Origin of the sequence: Allostigmatella hybrida (genome assembly GCF_020103775.1) — a bacterium.
Taxonomy (GTDB): domain Bacteria; phylum Myxococcota; class Myxococcia; order Myxococcales; family Myxococcaceae; genus Hyalangium; species Hyalangium aurantiaca.
The window spans coordinates 1-19,111 of record NZ_JAHXBH010000014.1 but is presented as its reverse complement, the minus strand read 5'-3'; the positions used below and the strand labels follow the sequence as shown (position 1 = coordinate 19,111).

General features: G+C 66.1%; 14 protein-coding genes. 6 read left to right on the top strand and 8 right to left on the bottom strand.

Features of this window, described 5'->3' with window-relative positions; translation table 11 throughout:
• Nucleotides 1-6 precede the first annotated feature (6 nt).
• Nucleotides 7-354 (top strand): thioredoxin family protein, encoded by a 348-nt coding sequence (locus KY661_RS21030; protein WP_093525825.1) that lies wholly within the window; start codon nt 7-9, stop codon nt 352-354.
• Nucleotides 355-363: 9 nt separating this feature from the next.
• On the opposite strand, the gene KY661_RS21025 is transcribed toward KY661_RS21030, so the two are convergent.
• The 5 genes from KY661_RS21025 to KY661_RS21005 form a co-directional block, all read right to left on the bottom strand.
• Nucleotides 364-2,208, bottom strand: a complete 1,845-nt coding sequence (locus KY661_RS21025; protein ID WP_225411918.1) for a methyl-accepting chemotaxis protein — start codon at nt 2,206-2,208, stop codon at nt 364-366.
• A gap of 164 nt (nt 2,209-2,372) precedes the next feature.
• Entirely contained in the window at nt 2,373-2,747 is a 375-nt protein-coding gene (locus tag KY661_RS21020) for a hypothetical protein (RefSeq protein WP_225411917.1), read from the bottom strand.
• A gap of 761 nt (nt 2,748-3,508) precedes the next feature.
• Nucleotides 3,509-3,721: a hypothetical protein gene (locus KY661_RS21015; RefSeq protein WP_225411916.1), complete on the bottom strand. Its 213-nt coding sequence runs from the start codon at nt 3,719-3,721 to the stop codon at nt 3,509-3,511.
• A complete protein-coding gene (locus KY661_RS21010) occupies nt 3,722-9,724 on the bottom strand; it encodes an RHS repeat-associated core domain-containing protein (protein ID WP_225412049.1) in 6,003 nt (2,000 codons plus the stop codon).
• Nucleotides 9,725-10,300: 576 nt separating this feature from the next.
• Nucleotides 10,301-12,157 (bottom strand): ABC transporter ATP-binding protein, encoded by a 1,857-nt coding sequence (locus KY661_RS21005; protein ID WP_225411915.1) that lies wholly within the window; start codon nt 12,155-12,157, stop codon nt 10,301-10,303.
• A 293-nt stretch (nt 12,158-12,450) separates the two neighbouring features.
• Between KY661_RS21005 and KY661_RS21000 the strand changes: the two genes are divergently transcribed.
• Nucleotides 12,451-12,603, top strand: coding sequence for a hypothetical protein (locus tag KY661_RS21000; RefSeq protein WP_177233843.1), 153 nt, complete (start codon nt 12,451-12,453; stop codon nt 12,601-12,603).
• A gap of 63 nt (nt 12,604-12,666) precedes the next feature.
• Here the strand turns inward: KY661_RS21000 and KY661_RS20995 are convergent, their stop codons facing one another.
• The 3 genes from KY661_RS20995 to KY661_RS20985 form a co-directional block, all read right to left on the bottom strand.
• Nucleotides 12,667-12,858 carry a CsbD family protein gene (locus KY661_RS20995; protein ID WP_225411914.1) on the bottom strand — a complete coding sequence of 64 codons (192 nt, stop codon included), beginning with the start codon at nt 12,856-12,858 and terminating at the stop codon, nt 12,667-12,669.
• A 112-nt stretch (nt 12,859-12,970) separates the two neighbouring features.
• The gene (locus tag KY661_RS20990) at nt 12,971-13,807 is read right to left on the bottom strand and encodes a hypothetical protein (RefSeq protein ID WP_225411913.1); all 837 of its coding nucleotides are present in this window, start codon (nt 13,805-13,807) and stop codon (nt 12,971-12,973) included.
• A gap of 146 nt (nt 13,808-13,953) precedes the next feature.
• On the bottom strand, nt 13,954-15,528 hold the full coding sequence (locus tag KY661_RS20985) for a phytoene desaturase family protein (protein WP_075006676.1): 1,575 nt from the start codon (nt 15,526-15,528) through the stop codon (nt 13,954-13,956).
• Nucleotides 15,529-15,680: 152 nt separating this feature from the next.
• On the opposite strand from KY661_RS20985, the gene KY661_RS20980 reads away from it, so the two are divergent.
• From KY661_RS20980 to KY661_RS20965, 4 genes are all read left to right on the top strand, one after another.
• Nucleotides 15,681-16,154 (top strand): chemotaxis protein CheW, encoded by a 474-nt coding sequence (locus tag KY661_RS20980; RefSeq protein WP_225411912.1) that lies wholly within the window; start codon nt 15,681-15,683, stop codon nt 16,152-16,154.
• Complete coding sequence (locus KY661_RS20975; RefSeq protein ID WP_225411911.1) at nt 16,151-17,665, top strand: CheR family methyltransferase; 1,515 nt, start codon at nt 16,151-16,153, stop codon at nt 17,663-17,665. The genes KY661_RS20980 and KY661_RS20975 overlap by 4 nt, the downstream gene beginning before the upstream one ends.
• Nucleotides 17,665-18,279 carry a chemotaxis protein CheW gene (locus tag KY661_RS20970; protein WP_225411910.1) on the top strand — a complete coding sequence of 205 codons (615 nt, stop codon included), beginning with the start codon at nt 17,665-17,667 and terminating at the stop codon, nt 18,277-18,279. The genes KY661_RS20975 and KY661_RS20970 overlap by 1 nt, the downstream gene beginning before the upstream one ends.
• On the top strand, nt 18,276-19,111 hold an 836-nt coding region (locus KY661_RS20965; protein WP_225411909.1), incomplete at its 3' end, for a CHASE3 domain-containing protein. The genes KY661_RS20970 and KY661_RS20965, both read left to right, overlap by 4 nt.

Below are 19,111 nucleotides of genomic sequence, written 5' to 3'. Positions count from 1 at the left end.
GGAACCATGAGCCACCCCGCCACGTACGACGCCAACACGGAGACCTTTGACGCGCTGGTGCTCCAGCCCCGGGGCGAGCTGGTGGTGGTGGACTTCTGGGGCGAGGGCTGCCCGAACTGCGAGGTGTACGCGGCCGCCGAGCCGGCGCTGCTCTCCGAGCTGGAAGGGGCGCGCATGCGCGTGGTGAAGGTGAACGCCTACCAGGACGAGGAGCTGGCGCGGCGCTTTGGCCTCTTCGGCATCCCCACCTTCCTGCTGTTCCGGGACGGCAAGCTGCTCGGGAAGATGAGCCAGTACTACGGCCGGGAGTACTGGCTGGGCGTCATCCGCGAGCACCTGCCGCCCGCGGCCTGAGGCCCGCGCTCAGGAGGGCTTGAACTCGCCGGCCAGCTCGCGCGCGAGCGCCTCCTCCAGCCCCGGTACGCCCTGCGTCAGGTGGGCGGTGGACAGGGTCTCGGGCACCTCGCCCGGCGAGGCGTCCTCGGGGGGCTCGGGCACCAGGGAGCTCTGAGGCGGCTCGCCGTCCGCCACGCGGAAGAAGCCCATGAGCCGCCGCAGGGAGTCGGCCTGGGCGGCGAGCTGCTCGGCGGAGCCCGCGAGCTGGCCCGCGGACGTGGCGTTGCCGCCCGTGGCCTGCTTCACCTGGGACATGGCGTGGCTCATCAGCTCCACGCTCGTGGACTGCTCGCGCGTGGAGGAGGCCACCTCGTGCACCACGTCCGCGGTGCGCTGGATGGCGGGCACCAGGTCCTTGAGCAGCCTCCCGGACTGCTCCGCCACGCCCATGCTGGAGATGGCCAGCTCGCCAATCTCCCGCGCGGCGCCCTTGCTGCGGTTGGCGAGCCGGCGCACCTCGCCGGCCACCACGTTGAAGCTCTTGCCGTGCTCACCGGCGCGGATGGCCTCGATGGCCGCGTTGAGCGCCAGCATGTTCGTCTGGTGGGCCAGCTCCTCGATGAGCGAGACGTTGGCGGAGATACGCCGCATGGCCTCCACCGTCTGCCCCACGGCCTGGCCGCTGGCCTGGGCGTCCTGGGCCCCCAGCCGCGCCATGTCCTCCATCTGGTGGCAGCTCTCCGCGTTGCGCATCACCGAGGCGCTGATCTCCTTGAGCGTCTGCGCGTTCTCGTCCACGGCGGCGGCCTGCTCGCGGGCATCGAGCGCGAGGCCCTGCGTCTCGGAGGCCAGCATGGCCGAGGCGGACGCGAGCGAGGAAGAGCCCAGGCGCACCTGGGTGACGATCTTCGTGAGCTGCGCCACCATCTGCCCCAGCGCGATGCCCAGCGCGTCCTTGGAGGAGCGCGGCTGTACGCGGACCGTGAGGTCACCGTGGGAGATGCTCACCGCGGCGGAGACCATCTGCTGGGTGGAGTGCACCATGTCCAGGGTGGCGCGCAGGAGCAGGCCAATCTCGTCCTTGGTGTCCGGATCCAGGGCCAGCGACTGCTCGCCCTCCTCGAGGATCTCCACATCGCCCCGGGACAGGCGCAGCGTCATGCGGGTGAGCCGGGTGATGGGCTGGATGATGATGCGCGAGAGCCTCCAGGCCACCGCGATGCCCACGCCGCTGAGCCCCAGCGCCAGGAGTGCCAGGAGCACCTGCATCCACAGGAGGGAGGACTGGGCGTTCGCGTTGGACAGCTCGGCGGTGCGCCGGTTGAGCTTCACCAGCGCGTTCATGGCCTCATCGATGCGCCCCAGCGCCTGCTCCAGCTGCTCCACGTCCACGGGCGCCCCCGCGAGCACGCGGTCACGCAGGGGGACGTAGCCGGCATAGGCCACCTCGAAGAGCTGCACGGAGGCAAGCTCCTCCTTGCGCAGCGCGTCGCGGTCGGCCGCGGAGAGCTCATCGGTGAAGGAGGAGCTCATGGAGGTGACCCACTCGCGCGCGTAGAGCGTCATGCTCTCGCGCATCTTGCGGTCGTGCGCCTGGACCTCGCGGACCCGCGCCTCCCGCTCGGCGGGGGACAGCGGAAGCCTTGCGAGCAGGCGCAGCTTGCCAGAGAGGGTGGCGGCCTCCGCATGGCCCTGGTCGAGCGTCATGACCGGCAGGAGCATGAAGCCGTAGAGGTTGTCGTACTCGGCCTTGAGCGAGCCGGTGCCCAGCAGGGCCACGATCAGCATCGCGCTGATGGACGCTGGGATGAGCAGCGCGATCAGCGCCAGCTTCCAGAACAGCTTCAAGCGATGCACGAAGGGACGAATCATTCAGGAAGGCCCTGGGCCGGGACACCCGAGAATAGGCCATTTCGGCCCCGCTCAACGAGCCATCGGCGGCGTACCCCTGGAAAAGCGGACTGGCGTACTTTCCGGGCTGCTAACCGGTTGACTGCCCGCTACCCCAGCGGCCAATTCCACCCGCACCTCCATCGTCACAGCCCACGAGCCTCGTTCCCACGCCTCGTCTCTCGGAACTCAGCGACGAATTCGAGGAACTTCTTGATCGCCGCCAGATGGTCTCCACCACAGTCCCTCAGGTACTTCACCGCCCAGCCTTCACAAGGGTAGTCCTTCTTGGCGTCCCGGAGCCACGCCACGAACTCAGAGTACTCACGATCCGGGAATCCGTTGTGACGCAAAGCCTGCTCCGAGCCCGCGATAAAGGCGTTCAGCGCATGCGTATGGGTCGAACCCATGAACATATCCAGAATGACTCCCTTCCGGACCTGCTCACGAAGAAACAGAAGAAGGTCGATCGTGTAGACAATGCGGCCCTTCCATTCCGCAGGATAGACAATCGCACTCATCGAAGCGTCACCTCAACCCATGGGTCAGTCACGTCGAGCAACAGCCACGCAGCAAATGCTCCCGTTTCAAGCCATGCCGCGAAACTCCACGGCACGGCCAAGAAACCGGAGGCACACTGCCAGAGGGTCTCCCTGAGCCTCGCTCAGGAACTTTTCATGCCAGCCCTCAGGCGGAAACTCCTGCTTCACATCGCGCAACCAGTCTCGAAACTGGATGTACTCCGTATCTCCCTGCCCTGCCCTCAGGGCCGCAGCCTCCAAACCTAGTGGAGTGTCTTACAAGTTCGTAGACATAGTCGTGGGGCGCTTGCTGCTACCTCGTCGAATCGGTCTCCGAGCAGCCCGCCTTCAGCGAGGGGCGTCAGCCCTCCAGTGACTATGTCCAAAAACTTCGCGGACACTCCACTAGGGATTGCCTCTGGTGGCGTGGATCAGTTTGGCAGGATGTGCAGGATCGGGATGCGACCAGCGCGGTGTTGCCCTTGGCGGTCGATCAATACCCAACGCATCAAAGGTATGGGCGGATTTGGCCTACGCGGGCCGCGAGTCGAGTGCATGGCCCAGCAAGCTGGTGTCGAGGTGGAGACTGTGAAACGCACAGCCCCCACGCCTGTGCTGTGGCGCGGATGCTGGGGTGGTTGAGCCGAGAGCAGCGCCTAGCTTGAGACTACGAGCAGCCAGAGGAGTCGTCCGAAGCATTACCTGGGGATGATTCGACTAATGCTACGCCGCCTCGCCTCATTGCCTCGGCCCCCTCCTAATCAGACGCCCTTGCCATTTGCCTGCTCTTGAAGGGCCTCATTCAAAGCATTCACCCAATCCCCCCAATGAGCTGGATCTGAAGTTTGACCATCATCACACAAATGAATCCCCGAAAGCAGGATTGCCAAATCATCTGGCCGACCTACGCGCTTCCAATACTCTTCGAGGAAAATCTCCATAGCCCTGTAGGCAACCTTATCATCAATCTTCATTCACCACCCCATTATCCCCGCAGCTGACCTCGGAATCAGATTAACGCCTGCATGTGTAATTTTCCCATCCCTCACCTTCACCCACACCTGTTGACCAGAAGGAAGCATGCGCGAATAAACATCATTACCATGCTTATCTTTTCCTATAAAACTGGCCGTCCGTACTGCGGACTGAATCAACAAGCGCGCATATGGGGTATCAATCGCCAAATGTCCATCAGATTTTCTGAAAATGTGGGCCAACTGCTTCTCATTAAAAGGCGTGCTTGTACACTTTGCACTCGCAAGCGTGAAGAGTTCAGCAGCCCACACCTGCCCCAATAAGGCCGCATAAAAACTGACATGCGCCAAACCTACAACAACTTGTGCACTCTCAACTTGCCGCTGCTGTTCCTCAGTCATATAGGCAAAAGCAAGCATATCTCCCACTCCAGTATCATACAAGCCATTGGGATCCACCCGGCTGGAGGGATTATTCCCGGCGTAAGCGTAAACTGAAATACCCTCTGCACGCTTAATTCGCCTAAGCGCAAAAGACGGATCCATCAGCATCGGTTCAGGTTGTAGGTATCTGCCGATACTGGAGTCGTAATAACGATTCCAGTTCTCAAACAGATCCGTCTCTTCATCGTAGTATTGCCCAGGGAAGCGCAGCGGCGTCCAAAACGGCTGAGTTCCTGATTGAAACCGCTGATACTCATAGCCTGTGATGGTCACACCTTCGTAGCCACACGTTGTGTTGCAGTCCGGTGCTCCATTTGCACCAGGACAGCAGTTACCTGCGTTTGAGTTGAAATGCACCGAGACGCGGCCATCCGCAGGTTGCATCCACTCTGACCAGAAGGGCACATTCGAGCGGCCACCAATGCGGCCCCCAACAGGGGTGCTCGCGCTGGTCATCTTGACCTGGGCGTAATCCACGGGCCCACTGGACGAGGCCTCCGTATCCACCATTCCGAACAGCACCCTCATTCGGACAACGGTATTGGGAAGCGAGCTGGAAGTGGTCCCGATGGGCTGGGAGAACGAGACAATCGAAGCGTTCACCAGATTGCTTGCGTACGAACTGCTTCCGCTCAGATGTGGTGTCTCCTTGATGGCGCCCAGCCGGTTCATCTGCCCGAAGCCATTGTACTCTGCGATGCCTGCCACTTTGCGCGACGCATCCAACATCAGCACCGGCTTTCCGATGTGGTCCGTGACAGGGAAATAGACACCGCAGGCGGCACTCTCACCATTCCTCGCGCAATCGGCCGAGGTATCGGACTCACGTAACCAACCTGTGCTGAACCGGCCGCGAACGATGCCTACGGGACGTCCTCCCAGCCAGATATAGTCGTCCTCCACGTAGAAGCCGACGGAGGGAACGACCGTGTTGTTTCCCTGATCAGAGAGCAGCTGGTGGCCTGAGTCGTAGAAAAACTCATCCATGGCTCCAGACGGGTACACCTTGAGACGCCTGCGTCCGAGCGCATCATAGAAGTAGTTGTAACTGACCCCTCCGACCGTCACTGCCTTGAAGACAGAATCCGTTGCAACCGATTCATCCGGCCCATAGGCGAACTCAAGCCAGCTTCGGGCTGCTGACTCTGACGCAAGCCGGTTCTTCCGCTTTTCGATGGCCCTACCGTCCGCATCGTAAACGAATTCAGCTTCTGCCCCCGGATGGTTCCTGAAATTCCAGGACAGCAATTGGTCTGAATTCGGAGCGGAAGCATAAACAAAGTCTGAAGCACCATTTCCATCCGAATTGAGGCCCGTTCGATTTCCTCGGTAGTCGTATTCGTAGCTCTGAGTGCCGAGTATCCCCTGAGCCGGAGCAGGAGAAAAACCAATCAGCTGCGTATTCCTGCCATAGGAATAGCCTACCTTGCGGGCGCCGGTTGCCGATCCCAGGACACACGTGTACTCCGCAGAAACATGCCCACCTTCCCACCAATACGACCGATGGAAGATGTCCCCTGCACCTGTGCCAGGAACGAAAGCGCCACTGGAGACACGCAGGCTGCGCAACCTTCCCGAGAAGTCACTCAACGCCGCGGAAGGAAATGGCGCGGGACACGATGTTATCCCTGTCGCGGATGACGCATCATCTCCCAAGGCATACTCAATGGAGCTCAAGCTGGACGAGCCTGGATGATGGAGCTGGTACCCTCGCAGCCCGGCATAGGGCTCCCAGACCGCGCCGCTCAAGATTCGCTCCACCCGCCATGACGTCCCATCGTACAGGCTCACGTCCAGAGCACTGACCCTCCCGGCCGCAGCCCCCGTTCCATACACATAGGTGACAGTGCGCCCATGCGGATAAACAATCTGCGCGAGGTGTCCATTGGGCGTGTAGGAATACGCGGTATGGGGTGTGTTCTGAAGGTTCCCACCACAGGCCGTGGTCCCCGCGCGAAGGCGAATCTCTCCGGTCAACCGCCCCGTCTCATCGTACTGGAACCAGGTGCGCCCGAAGGAGTCATCCCTGAAACGCAGCCGTCCCCGGGTGTTGAGCGGCTGCGGGCAGGAGCTATCTGGTGCCTCGTCCTGCGCATACCCCAGACGGAACAACAGCTGCTGTCCCTGCGTGGGCTGCGTGTATTTCCTGGAGACAGACAGCATCCGCCCCATCGAATCATAGGCGTACGTGAGGTACTCGCCCCTCAGGCGCATTTCCTGCGTCTCACGGATCACCACATTTCCCATCGCATCATAGGCGTAACGGACCGGCCCTCCCGTATTGGGAAGCTGCACCTCCACCATTTGCCGGAAGTCGTCATGCACGTACACATTGGCTGGCACGGCGCAGCTGTCACACGCAGTGCTCCCCGTGCAGCCCTGCTTGATGCTCGCAATGTTTCCCTGGCTGTCATACGTCATGCAGGTCCGCTGACGGCCGCCATAGGAAGGACCATCCGCCTGGATGAGCCGGTTCGCCCGGTCGTACATGAAGGAGCTGCAAGCCGTCGAGGTGGCAGTCCCTGCGGAATTGGGGCCCGAGCACCAAGGGAGAGGAGCATTGAAGGGGTCCCCCAGACCGATCAGATTGTCCGCTCCGTCAAAGAGACGGACGGTCGCATTGGACCATGCCGAATTGCCGGCCGGTGCCTCGCCGTCCTGGCTCCAGGTAGGCCTCTGATGGGCATCGGCGGCATACTTGACCACCCGGCGGGTTTCCGCACCGGCTGCCCCCCAGCTCAAGTAGCGCTCTTCTTTCACCGTCCCATCGGGCCAGTAAGCGTAGGCCACTTTCTCGGTCCAGACCGCTCCATCGGCCGATGCTGCCCTCGCCTTCCATTGCAACTTGTCGGATGGCTCTCCTCCAGCGCAGGCCTGCGTTGGGGTCGCCTTGCGATAGCAGAAAACCTCGTGATTCCCCTCCGGATGCCGGATCCAGCTCAGCCTCCCCTGGTCGTACCCATAGGAGGTGGGCGCCTGCGAACCGGCCGCCACCGTCAGCAAGCGCTGCTCCTGATACGTAGCGCGGGTGACGACACCATTGGGGTCCGTGCTCTCCGTCACGTTCCCCCAAGCATCGTACTCTTGGACGGTGGTGACGTCAGGGGGAGCCGCCAAGGACGCGTAAACGGATACGGATTGCAGCCGGTTCCGCCGGGGGCTGGTCTCGGTCCCAGGCCAATAGCGGTACTGCGTCAGGGGGTATTCACCCTGAAGGCAATCCGTTGCATTCGCGCTCGCGACAAAGCAAGGGCCGTGGACTTCCACCGTCCGGCCCAACGGGTCAGGAGCCGTTTCGCCCGAGGACACCCGTGACGTGAAGAAGAACGTGCCCACCAAGCGATGCTCTACAGACCACGCTCCACTGGCCTGGCGAACACGCGTCCAACCCGATTGGATGATGGCCTTCTGGCGCGTGGTTCCCGGCTCGTAAATGTAGGAGGTCTTGGCCCGCTCTCCCGCTGGCCCCAGAAGGGTTTCCCGCTCCTGGGTGGCCAGAAGCTGCTCCCCGTGAGGGCCATACGTGTAGGAGAAGAAGTCCGTCTCCAGCGCCCCCGTGCCGTTCTTGTCCGTAGCGCCTTTCTTGAGCGACGTCATTTCCAGGGGGGAGCGAACCGCGCCGTTCTCCTGGGCGTACCCATAGACTTCCCAGTTGTTGCGCTTGTCCTTGCGCGCCTGCTCATAGCCGGGAGAGCCGGCCTCCGAGCATGTCCACTCATGCTGAACGCTGCCAGGCGAACAGGCGTAGTTGTACGCACCACAACTGTCCGTGCTCCTGTACAGTCGAGGCTCAAGCTTTTGTCCGAAGTTCGAGAGAATTTCGAAGGACTTGATGAGGTGGGTAGAGCCCTCTTTACCATTGCCCAGCCCTCCCTCCGTGTTCTTGGCCGTGCGCTTCAACGGAACGGCACCGCAGCAGTTGGAGCCCGGTTGACAGGCCGTCGCTGTCACCTCTGGCTCGAACTCCCATGCGGCTCCGCCTCCCTTCGCGAGCACAACCTGTCCGTTCCCCCCGTACTCGTGGAAAGCAGTGTGGCCACGGCTCGATGTCCTCCGGTATGCCTGCGCAAGGTACTCGTAAGTCTCCGAGCGGTCTGTCCACGTGACAGCGGCAAGACGCCCTGGACGCTCCACGCCCCCCTGCGTTGCGTAAGAGTACGTGGCCACCGGGATGGAAGGACTTCCCGGCTCCTCGCCCTCCTGAAGGGAGAGGCCGCCCAGGACACACTCCACCTGGCCACCAGCCCGCTCCAGCGCGCGGTAACTCAGCAGGAGGTGCGCCTCCAGACTGACGATTTCCGCAAGGTAGGGCACGCCATTGCCGCTCCCTGCGGCCCCCGCAGGGCATCGGCTGTCCGCGGGCTGCTTGTAGTGAAGCGTTTCGAGTGTGATTCCCGAGGGCGAGAGAATCCTGCTGAGAAAGTACCGGTCAACCCCACCCGGCCCTGGCGCGAAGGGCGCCTCGAAGAGGAGCTGCTCGCCCGTAGCCGTCACCAGTTTGAATCCAGCGGCCGTCCGCGACAGCCGCTCAGGAATGCTCTTGTTCCCGTACCCAGGGCTTGCCTGACACACCGCTCCTGCGCACGCCTCGAAGCGAAGGAGCCGTCCCTCCCGGTCCCGGACGCTCCAGCGGCTTCCCTGCATCACCACGACACCGAGGTGGTTGTGCCACCATGCAATGCTGTCCACGTGGGTAGGGCTCGCTCCAAAGGGCTTCGGAGCCCCCGCCAGCGGCCTATCGTGGAGCCATTCCAGAGGATTGGAGCTGTAGGTCCGGATGAATTGGAGAGCCCCCGCCGTTCCGGGAATGCTGATGTCCACCACCTGCTCCAAGCTGTTCCCTTGCGCGGTATTGACAGGGTCTCCAACGGCCAAGGGATTACAACTGCACTCCTCACCCTGGCAGGAGATCGGCGTTCCCCCTTCTGGTTCCCTGAATGGGCAGTCCTCATCGACTTGCCCATCGCAGTTCTCGTCGATTCCGTTATTGCACTCTTCCGCAAAGTCTCCCGGCATGGGAGCCCCCACACACTGCGTGCCCATCTGCGGCGAGCAGAACCCTCCCCCTGCGGGAAACAAGATTTCTGGATTGTCGCTCTTGAAGACGCAGGTCCCTCCTTGGGAGCACACCCCAGGACCATTGCTACACGGCGACGGCTGGGAGCCTCCTTTGACTTCACATGGGAAGTTCTCGCTCCCAGTCCCAGCGCAGGTGGCGGACCCCATGGTGACCTCACCACCGGGCTCTGTATTCCCACAGAGCGCCCCTGAGTAGCAGCACTGGTAATTCCCCGCGGGCGCGTCTTCACCGATGGCTTGGAATTGACACGACTGCTCACTCCCGCAGCAAGAGAACTGACAGGAGTCTCCGCCGCAGGAGCAGACAACTTGCCGGACTCCAATGCAGAAGGAAATGCGGCCGCATGACGCAGGGGGAGACGAGCTCGCTCCCTGTCCCGGGGACGGGAGCGAGCACACTTGTGCTTCTACGCGCTTCAGCGGAGCGGCCAGGATGCACAGCACCGCCAGGACATGCCACAGCGAATGTGGCCATTTCATTTGCAAGAGCATTCGAGGACTCGATACCAAAAGGACAAAAGGGGGTTCGTCAGAGACCGGGATTCAGCGAAGGCTGAGCAGGCGATGGGATGCAGTACCGCTCTGGCATTCCTGGGTGGAGGGCGCCGCAATTCCAATCCTGAGGACATTCCGCGTTGGACTGGCACCGCTCACTGCAGACGTATCCCTTTCCAGGGTCTGCTTGCGTGTGGAGACAAAGGCCAGACAAGCAACCGCTTGAGCCGAATTGCTTGCAGTCGTCTCCGGGCCTTCCAGCCGCCTTCTGCGTTCTCATGGGGCGATGCTCCGTCAAGACATCGTCTTGAACGGGCATCCGCTGAGGAGCCGTCACGGACGTATCCGTGCAGCCTCCCCACATGGCCAAACCAAGTGCTGCAATGAGTTTTTTCGACACGATGAACCCCAGCTCCCGAGGATCCGTGTTACCGGTTCAACTCAGGACTCAGCAGGAAGCGAGCCAACTGGAATTCTGAATAAAATCAGGATTTTACGCGTGAACGTGTCCAAAAGGACCCGTCCACGCTTTGGACCCACCGTCCGAAAATCGGGACGGGGTCAGTCCCGGTAGCCGCGCGCCTGGAGATGGAACAGGTGCGCGTAGCGCCCGTCCTTGGCCATCAGCGCGTCGTGGCTGCCCAGCTCTTCCACCTGGCCGTTGTGCAGCACGGCGATCTGATCCGCCATGCGCACCGTCGAGAACCGGTGCGAAATCACGATGGCGATCCGGTCCGCCGCCAGCGCCTGGAACCGCTCGAACAGCGCGTGCTCCGCCTCCGCGTCGATGCTCGCCGTCGGCTCGTCCAGGATGAGCACCTCCGCGTCCTCCCGCATGAACGCCCGCGCCACCGCCAGCTTCTGCCACTGGCCCGCGCTCAGCTCCTGCCCCTTTTCGAACCAGCCTCCCAGCATCGTGTCGTACTGCTGCGGCAGCGCCGAAATCACCGGGCTTGCCCCGCCCAGGTCCGCCGCCCGGATGATGCGCTCCCGGTTCTCCAGCGACGCCACGTGGCCCAGTCCGATGTTCTCCGCCACGTTGAACTGGTAGCGCACGAAGTCCTGGAACACCGCCCCGAACCGGCTCCGCAGGTCCTCCACGTCCATGTCCCGCACGTCCACCCCCCCGTACAGGATGCTCCCCTCCGTGGGCTCGTACAGGCGCAACAGCAGCTTCACCAGCGTGCTCTTCCCCGCCCCGTTCTCCCCCACCAGCGCTAGCTTCTCCCCCGGCCGCAGCGTCAGGTTCACCCCCCGCAGCGCCCACGCTTCCTTCCCGGCGTAGCGGAACGACACATCCCTCAGCTCGATGGCGTTCGTGCGCCCCCGCGGCGGGGACTTCGCCGGCAGCACCCGCGGCACCTCCGCCCTCGCGGGGATGTCCAGGTACGAGAACAGGTTGCTCATGAAGAGCGCGTCCTCGTACATCGAGCCGATGCTCGTGAGGATGCCTTGGAACGCCGCCTGCCCCTGCCGGAACACCGACAGGTACAGCACCATGTCGCCCACGCTGATGCCGCCCGAGGCCGCCTTCCCCGCCATGAAGGCATAGCACCCGTAGAAGGCCCCCAAAGACAGCACCCCCAATCCCAGCCCCCACCCCATCCGCCGCTGCGCCAGCGCCCGGTCCTCCCGGAAGAACTTCTGGAACAGGCTCCGGTAGCGCCCCAGCACCAGCGGCCCCAAACCGAACAGCTTCACCTCCTTCACGTGGTTGTCCCGCGTGAGGATCCACTCCAGGTAGTTGAGCTTGCGCCCCTCCGGCGCCCGCCACGAGTACAGCCGGAACCCCGCCGCCGCCAGCCGCGCCTCCGCGATGAACGCTGGAATGGAGGCCAGCACCAGCACCCCCACGCTCCACGGCGACAGCGACACCAAGAGCACCGCGTACGTCGACAGCGTCACCGTGTTGCGGGCAATCGTGAACGCCTGCATCACCAGCGACAGCGGCCGGCTGTTCGCCTCGCGCCGCGCGTTCTGCATCTTGTCGTACGTGCTCGAGTCCTCGAAGTGCCGCAGCTCCAGCTGCAGCGCCTTCTGGAGGATGCGCTCATTGAGCAGGTTGCCCAGGTTGGCCCGCAGCAGCTCGCGCGTGAGCGCCAGGCTCCGGTCCACCAGCGTCGAGCCCAGCATCAGCCCGAACTCCCACCCCACGAGCTTCAGCACCTCGTGCCGCTGGGCTTCGTTCCCCCCCTGGGCCGCCGCCACCACCCCATCCACGATGAGCTTGCCCACGTAGGCGATGGCCGCAGGCAGCACCGCCGCCACCAGCGTCAGCCCCCCCAGCAGCACCGCCAGCCCGGGGCTGGCCCGCCAGAAGAGCTGAAAGGTACCCGGTAATTGTTTGAAGAGACTGCCCGCGTTCTTCAGGCGGGCCGTGAGCGGGAGCGCGGAGGATTCGGGAGCCGGGGGGGACACGGTCTGTCCTTCCTAACCCAGGAACTCCTACCTCGCCTGTCCCGTGCTCCCTCGCTCCCCCTCGGGCGAATTCGGTTCCGTATTCCTGGAATCGACTGGAAAAAATTCAGGGCTCGCGAGCTGACATCCCACCTGCCCCCCGACCGGCCTGCCAACGTTCACGGCGAATCGATTCCTTGGACCGTTCGCTCGCCAACAGTCCCTGCCCAGGCGGTCGGCCAGGGCTTTGCAAAGGCATCCCTCCGCTTCCCGATGGGTGCAGCGACTGGGGCGGGAGCGATGAGGGTGGGGACATGCGCGGAGTCATCACAGGTCGTGAGGTGGTCACCAACCTGGGGCTGATTTACCGGGAGTTCGGTGCCAGTTGTCTGGTGCGCTGCCTCTGGGTGCTGGCCATTGGCAAGTCCACCACCTTCCTCGAAGTGGCGTGCCAACGCGGACGCTGAACAGCACAAGACCGCGAGGAACGGCGTTCCTCACGGCCTCGTCCTGCAAGTGGGCGCTGGAGCTTACGGCTCGCGGCGGTCCGTGCGGTTCGAGTCCACCGCGTCCTTGATGACCCGCTTGGCGTCCTCGATCTTCTCCTTCACGTTGCCCTTGAAGGTGTCGGCCTTTCCTTCGGCCTCGAGCTCCCGGTCACCGGTCGCCACGCCCACCGTCTCCTTCACCTTCCCCTTCAGCTTGTCGTTCCACTCACCCATGGTGTGTCCTCCTGAAGGCGCACGCTTCCGCTCTCTGTAGGGAAGATGTGCACGCCAGTGTGGGTGAACAGGGGTGAGAGGACAGCCTGTCCGCTCGCTCCCCCTGCGTTCGCTAGTCCGCCAGGGGGGCAGGCAGGTCAGCGAGCCCTCCGTCCCGCGAGAGCACCGGCCACCGCAGCGCCTCGGCCAGCGCGCCCATGAGGTAGCCCAGCCGCCGCAGGCGCTCGCGCGGCTCCGGCCCCTCCGCCTCGAAGCTCGTGGGCTCCAGGTAGGCGAGCTGCACCGAGGCCCGGCCCTGCAGCATCTCCACCCGCCTATCCAGTTCCTCCAGCCGGGCGTGCACCGCGTCCAGGAAGGCCTCCACCCGGCCCAGCGCCTCACTGGCTTCGCCGAAGGCGCGCACCACCTCGGCCTCCGCCGCCACCGTGGGCAGACACGCCGCCGCCGGGTACAGCGCCACGCCCGCCACCTCCACCGGGGGCCCGTCCGGCGTCAGCACCCCGCGGTCCAGCCACTCCAGCATCGCCTCCCACCCGGGCGGCGGCTCCTCGCCGCTCACGCCCCGCAGGGCCCACGCCCGGCGCGAGCCCCGGAGCACCGGTCCCCGGGGCAGCGCGGTCAGCGCGTCCCGTCCGGAGCCCGTCAGCACCTCGCGCGCACTCGCCTGGCCCCAGCGCTCCAGCCGCTCCAGCAGGATGAGGAAGGGCTCCGCAGTCTCCCGCCGCGCACGCTCCTGGCGCTCGGCGTAGGCGCGCATCCGCTCCCTCACGCGCTGCCGGGCGGCCCGCACCGCCGCCACCTGTGCGCCATGCCGTGCCATTGCCTCCGCGGCCGGCGTGCCCTCGGCGAAGACGGGCCGCGCGGAGGCATCCTCCAGCACCCGCTTCACCCCGAGCCCCAGCGCCGTGAGCGCCAGCCCGCCCAGCGCGACCGGCAGAAAGATGGGCATGCGGACATTCCTCCTCGCCAGAACCCTGGCCGGCACCTTCCCGCTCACCTTAATGGCTCCGGGCCCCTCCCCGGTATGGCCCCCTCCTGCACGCCCCTCTCCCGGCAGGCGGGCAGGCCCTCGTCATGCGTGGGCCCCGCGCGGTACTAACCCGCGCGGGCCTGCGCCACCGGCGGGGCCTCCTCCAGCGGCGGCACATACGGCCACTGCGGCAGGGGGCCCTTGCCCGCCTCGCGCGTGAGGTAATCCGCCGCGATGTTCGCGCTCTCCATGATGGTGAGCAGCCCGCTGCCCGGGTGCGTTCCGCCGCCCACCCAGTACAGCCCCTTCACATCCGGGCTCTTCACCTTCGGGCGCAGCGGCCCCAGTTGCAGCCAGGTGTGCGAGAGGTTGAACACGGCGCCCCGGAACACGTGGAAGTCATCCCGCCACGTCTCCGCCGTGAAGTAGCGCTCCGCACGGATGTGCTTTCGCACGTCCTTCAGCCCCACCTTGGCGAGCATGTCCGGAATGCGCTCGCGCAGCACCCGCTCCGTGGCGGCCCAGTCCACCTCGCGGGACGTGTTCGGCGTGGGCACCAGCACGTACAGCGTGGAGTGGCCTTCCGGCGCCCCCGACGGGTCCGTCACGCACGGGTTGCACACGTAGAAGGGCGGATCCTCCAAATCGAGCACCCGGTCCTCCAGCGCGTCCCGGTCCGTTCTGCGCGCGTTCTCGGACATATAAATGAGGTGGTGCGGCAGGTCCCGGTACACCGTGTCCAGGCCGTAGTAGGCCATGAAGGTGCTGCACGAGAACTTCGCCCGCTCCAGCGAGTCGTCCGACAGGCGCGTGCCCTCGCGGATGTCCGCCGGGATGAGGTTCTGCGCCGCGTACGCCAGGTCCGCGTTCACCACCACCGCGTCCGCGTCGAGCTGCTCGCCGCTCGCCAGCCGCACCCCCACCACCCGCCCCGCGTCCACGCGCACCTGCTCCACCGCCTCGCCCATGCGGAAAACTGCTCCCAGGTCCTCCGCGCAGCGCTTCATCCCCCGCGCCAGCGCCCGGAAGCCCCCGTCCACGTGCCACACCCCGAAGGCCAGCTCCAGGAACGGAATCACCCCGAACACCGACGAGCACGTGGTGGGGTGCAGCCCCAGGTACTTCGAGGGGTACGCCAGCGCGTACGTCACCCGGTCATCGTGGAAGAACGAGTCCAGGTGCCGGTACAGCGTCTGCCACGGCTTGAAGCGCAGCGTGGAGGCCAGGCGCCACGGGGCGTAGTAGCCCAGGCTGCCCGCGTTGGTGGCGATGAACTTCTCGTAGGCGATGCCGTACTTCTCCCGGCCCTCCGCCATCCACGCGCGCATCGCCTGGGGCAGCGCCGGGCCGAACTTCGCCAGCTCCGCCTCCATGTGCGCCAGGTTCTTCGAGGTGTCCAGAGAGGTGCCGTCCCAGAAGTGCACCCGCGTGTTCGGGTCCAGCGGGACGAGCTTCACGTAGTCCTCCATGCGCTTGCCGGACCGCACGAAGATGCGCTCCAGCACCCCGGGCAACTGGAGGATGGAGGGCCCCGTGTCCAGCGCGTACTCCCCGTTGGCCCCCAGGGTCAGCCCCTTCATCCGCCCCCCGGGCACCGGGTCCTTCTCCACCACGGTGACCTTCAGCCCCTGCCCGGCGAGGTTGATGGCCGCCGACAACCCGCCCGGCCCCGAGCCCACCACGATGACATGTCGCACCATGTCCCCGAGAATGCCTCGCTCCCCTTCTTCGCTCAGGAGCGGACTCCGGGAAGCCTTGCCTTTCGTCTGGTGTACAACCCTTGAAGGAGAAGGTTTCCGCTCCAGGACAGCCCTGGTAAGCGGGAGAGCTTGGACCCGAGACCCACGCCCCCATGACATCCACTCCCCGCGAGGTGCTCCTGTTCGTCCTGGAGGGACAACGCTACGCGCTGCCGTCGACGGATGTGCGCGAGCTGGTGCGCGCCGTGAGCCTCACCCCCCTGCCCCGCGCGCCCGATGTCGTGGAGGGCCTGCTCAACCTGCGCGGCCAGCTCCTGCCCGTGCTGGACTTGCGCCGCCGCTTCCGGCTCCCCGCCCGCCCGCTGTCCCCCGCCGACCACTTCATCATCGCCCGCGCGGGCCCCCGCGAGGTGGGGCTCCGGGTGGACCGCGCCGAGGGGCTGCTCCCCCTGGAGCCCGGCGCCCTGGACGAGGCCCCCACCACCCTGCCCGGCGTGGGCTACGTGGCCGGCGCCGTGAAGCTGCCGGATGGGCTGGTGCTCGTGCATGACCTGAAGACGTTCCTGTCCGAGGCCGAGGCGCTCGCGCTCGACACGGCGCTCACGGCCGTTCCGGAGGCGACGTGAGCCTGGAGCAGGCGCCCTGGAGCCACCCGGGCTATGGGCTCGTCTTCGCCTACGTCCAGCAGCGCGCGGGCCTGCAACTGCCCACGTGCATCCCCGCCGCCGAGGAGGGCATCGCCCGGGCCATGGCCCGCACCGGCCTGGAGGACCTCCGCCTCTATCAGAGTCTGCTGACCTCGGATCCGGGCGCCTTCGATGCGCTGCTCAACGAGCTGACCATCGGCGAGACGTACTTCTTCCGCACGCACGAGCACTTCGACTTCCTGCGCCACCAGGCCCTGCCCGAGCTGCGGCGGATGCGCGGCCCGGAGCACGCCATGCGCGTGTGGAGCGCCGGGTGCTCCTCGGGGGAGGAGCCCTACTCGCTGGCGGTGCTCCTCATGGAGGAGGGCTACGGGCACCGCATGGAGGTGCACGCCACGGACATCTCCCGCGCGGCGCTCGCCCACGCGCAGCAGGCCCACTACAGCGCCTGGTCCCTGCGCAGCACCGGCGCGGAGCGGATGCGGCCCTTCCTGCGCCAGGAGGACAAGCGCTACGTGCTCGCCCCCGAGGTGCGCCAGCGCGTGCGCTTCCAGTACCTCAACCTCGCCCTGGACACCTGGCCCTCGCCGGAGAGCGGCATCGGCGGCATGGACATCATCTTCTGCCGCAACGTCCTCATCTACTTCACCCGCGACACCATCGCCGCCGTGGCCCGCAGGCTCTACGAGAGCCTGGCCGACGGGGGCTTTCTCATCACCGGCCCGTCGGATCCCAGCCTGTCCGGATTCGCCCCCCTGGAGCCGCTGCTCACCGGCTGGGGCGTCGCCTGGCAGCGGCTCGCCCCCGGGGTGCGGCCCGCCCCCGCCGCGCCGCCTTCCTTCTCCCCCCTGCCGCCGCTGCCGCCGCTCCCCGTGGCACCGGCCCCCGTGCGCTTTCCCACCCCGCCTCCCCTGCCGGTGCTCCCCACGCCAGTGCTGTCCCCGCCCCCCGTGCCCCCCCCGGCCCCCGTGCCGCCGCGCCCCCCCGACCGGCTGGAGCCGGCCCGGCAGGCCATGGAGCGGGGCGACTGGCAGGACGCGGCGCAGCTGGCGCGCGCCCAGGCGGATGGGCCCGAGTCCGCGGAGGTGGCCATCCGGGCCCTGGCCAACGTGAACCCCGAGGCCGCCGCGGCGGCCTGCGCCGAGGCCGCGTCCCGGTTTCCCCTCGCCGCGGGGCTGCGCTACCTGGAGGCCGTGCTGCTGCTGGGCCTGGGAAGGCTCGCCGAGGCCGAGCGCGCGGCGCGCCAGGTGGTCTACCTGGAGCCCCGCCTGGCCGTGGCCCACCTGACGCTCGGCCACGTGCTGCGCCGCCGCAATGACACCGCCGGGGCCGCGCGCGCCTTCCGCTCCGCGGAGGAGCTGTGCGCCGCGCTGCCACCGGACACCGCCGTGCCCCTGTCCGAGGGCGAGCGCGCCGGGAGCCTTGCCCGGGTGGCCCATGACGAGCGCCTCCGCCTGGAGCTGATGATGACGACACCGGAGGAGCGCTGATGCCGGAACGCAAGACAGGCGGCCTGGACTGGGCCGAGGCCCGCGCGCGGCTGGAGCGCATGATGGAGACGGCGGCGCAGGCCGAGACCCTGTCCCCCGCGAAGGCCCGGGAGGTGCTCGATGCCCGGGCGCAGGAGCTCGCCCGGCCTCCGCCCGTGGAGCGCACCGCGAGCCACCTGGTGGAAGTGGCCCGCTTCCGCCTGGGCGGGCAGATGTACGCACTGTCCACGCGCTTTCTGCACGAGGTGCTGCGCACCCCGGAGCTGACCCCGCTGCCCGGCGCGCCCCCGCTGCTGCGCGGCCTCACCCTGCTGCGCGGCGAGGTGCTGCCCGTCGTGGAGCTGACGCCGCTGTTTGGTCGGCCCGTCTCGGGGCTCGGCAGCGCGGTGCTCGTCGTGGGCCTGGGCCGGGCGGAGCTCGGCCTGTGCGCCGAGGCGGTGGAGGAGGTGACGCAGGTGCCCCGCGATGCGCTGCTGCCCGCGCCCACCGCGCTCGCCGAGGTGGGTGACTGGGTGTCCAGCATCCACCGGGACGGCACCATCTTCCTGGAGGGCGAGGCCCTGCTGGGAGACAGTCGCCTGGTGTTCGACATCTCGGATGAAGGAACCCCATGAGCATTGGAAAGAAAATTGGAGCCGGATTCGGACTGGCCTTGCTGGTCCTGCTCATCGTCTCGGGCATGTCCCTGTATGGCACCGGCATCCTCACGGACACGACCGAGGAGCTGGTGCGCAGTGAGCTCACCATCGAGCAGCTGCGCCAGCTCACCGCCCACCTCGTGGACGCCGAGGCCCACCAGCGCAACTACATCATCACCGGCAAGGAGGAGTTCCTGAACGCCTACCGGACCTCCGTCACGGAGTCCCGGGCCACCCTGCAGCGCCTCAACCAGGCCACCGCCTCCTCCGAGTCCCGCACGCGCCAGGCCGCCAACCTGCCTTCCCTCATCGAGGCCCGGCTCTCCTACCTCGAGGACAGCATCGAGCTGCTCCGGACAAAGGACCGGGAGACGGCCCTGGCGAACGTGCAGAGGGGCACAGGCAACAGCCAGATGAATCAGATCCGCCGCATCACCCGCGAGATGCTGGAGCAGGAGCATGCCCTGTGGACCCAGAGCCACGAGAATGCCTCCAACGCCTCGCGGCTCATCCTGGTGGTGGTCTCCCTGGGCGCCGCCGTGGGCGTGCTCCTGGTGCTGGGCGTCAGCGTGGTGCTCACCCGGGGCATCACCGGCCCGCTGGAGCGGCTCATGGCCGGCGTGGAGCACTTCACGCGCGGCAACCTCGCCCACCGCATCGAGGTCCACAACGAGGACGAGACGGGCAAGCTCGCCCGGGCCTTCAACGCCATGGCCGAGCGGCGCCAGGACTCCGAGGCCCAGGTGGCCCGCCAGTCCGAGCAGCGCGAGCAGACGCTTCGCACCGTGGCCGAGTTCGTCAACCAGCT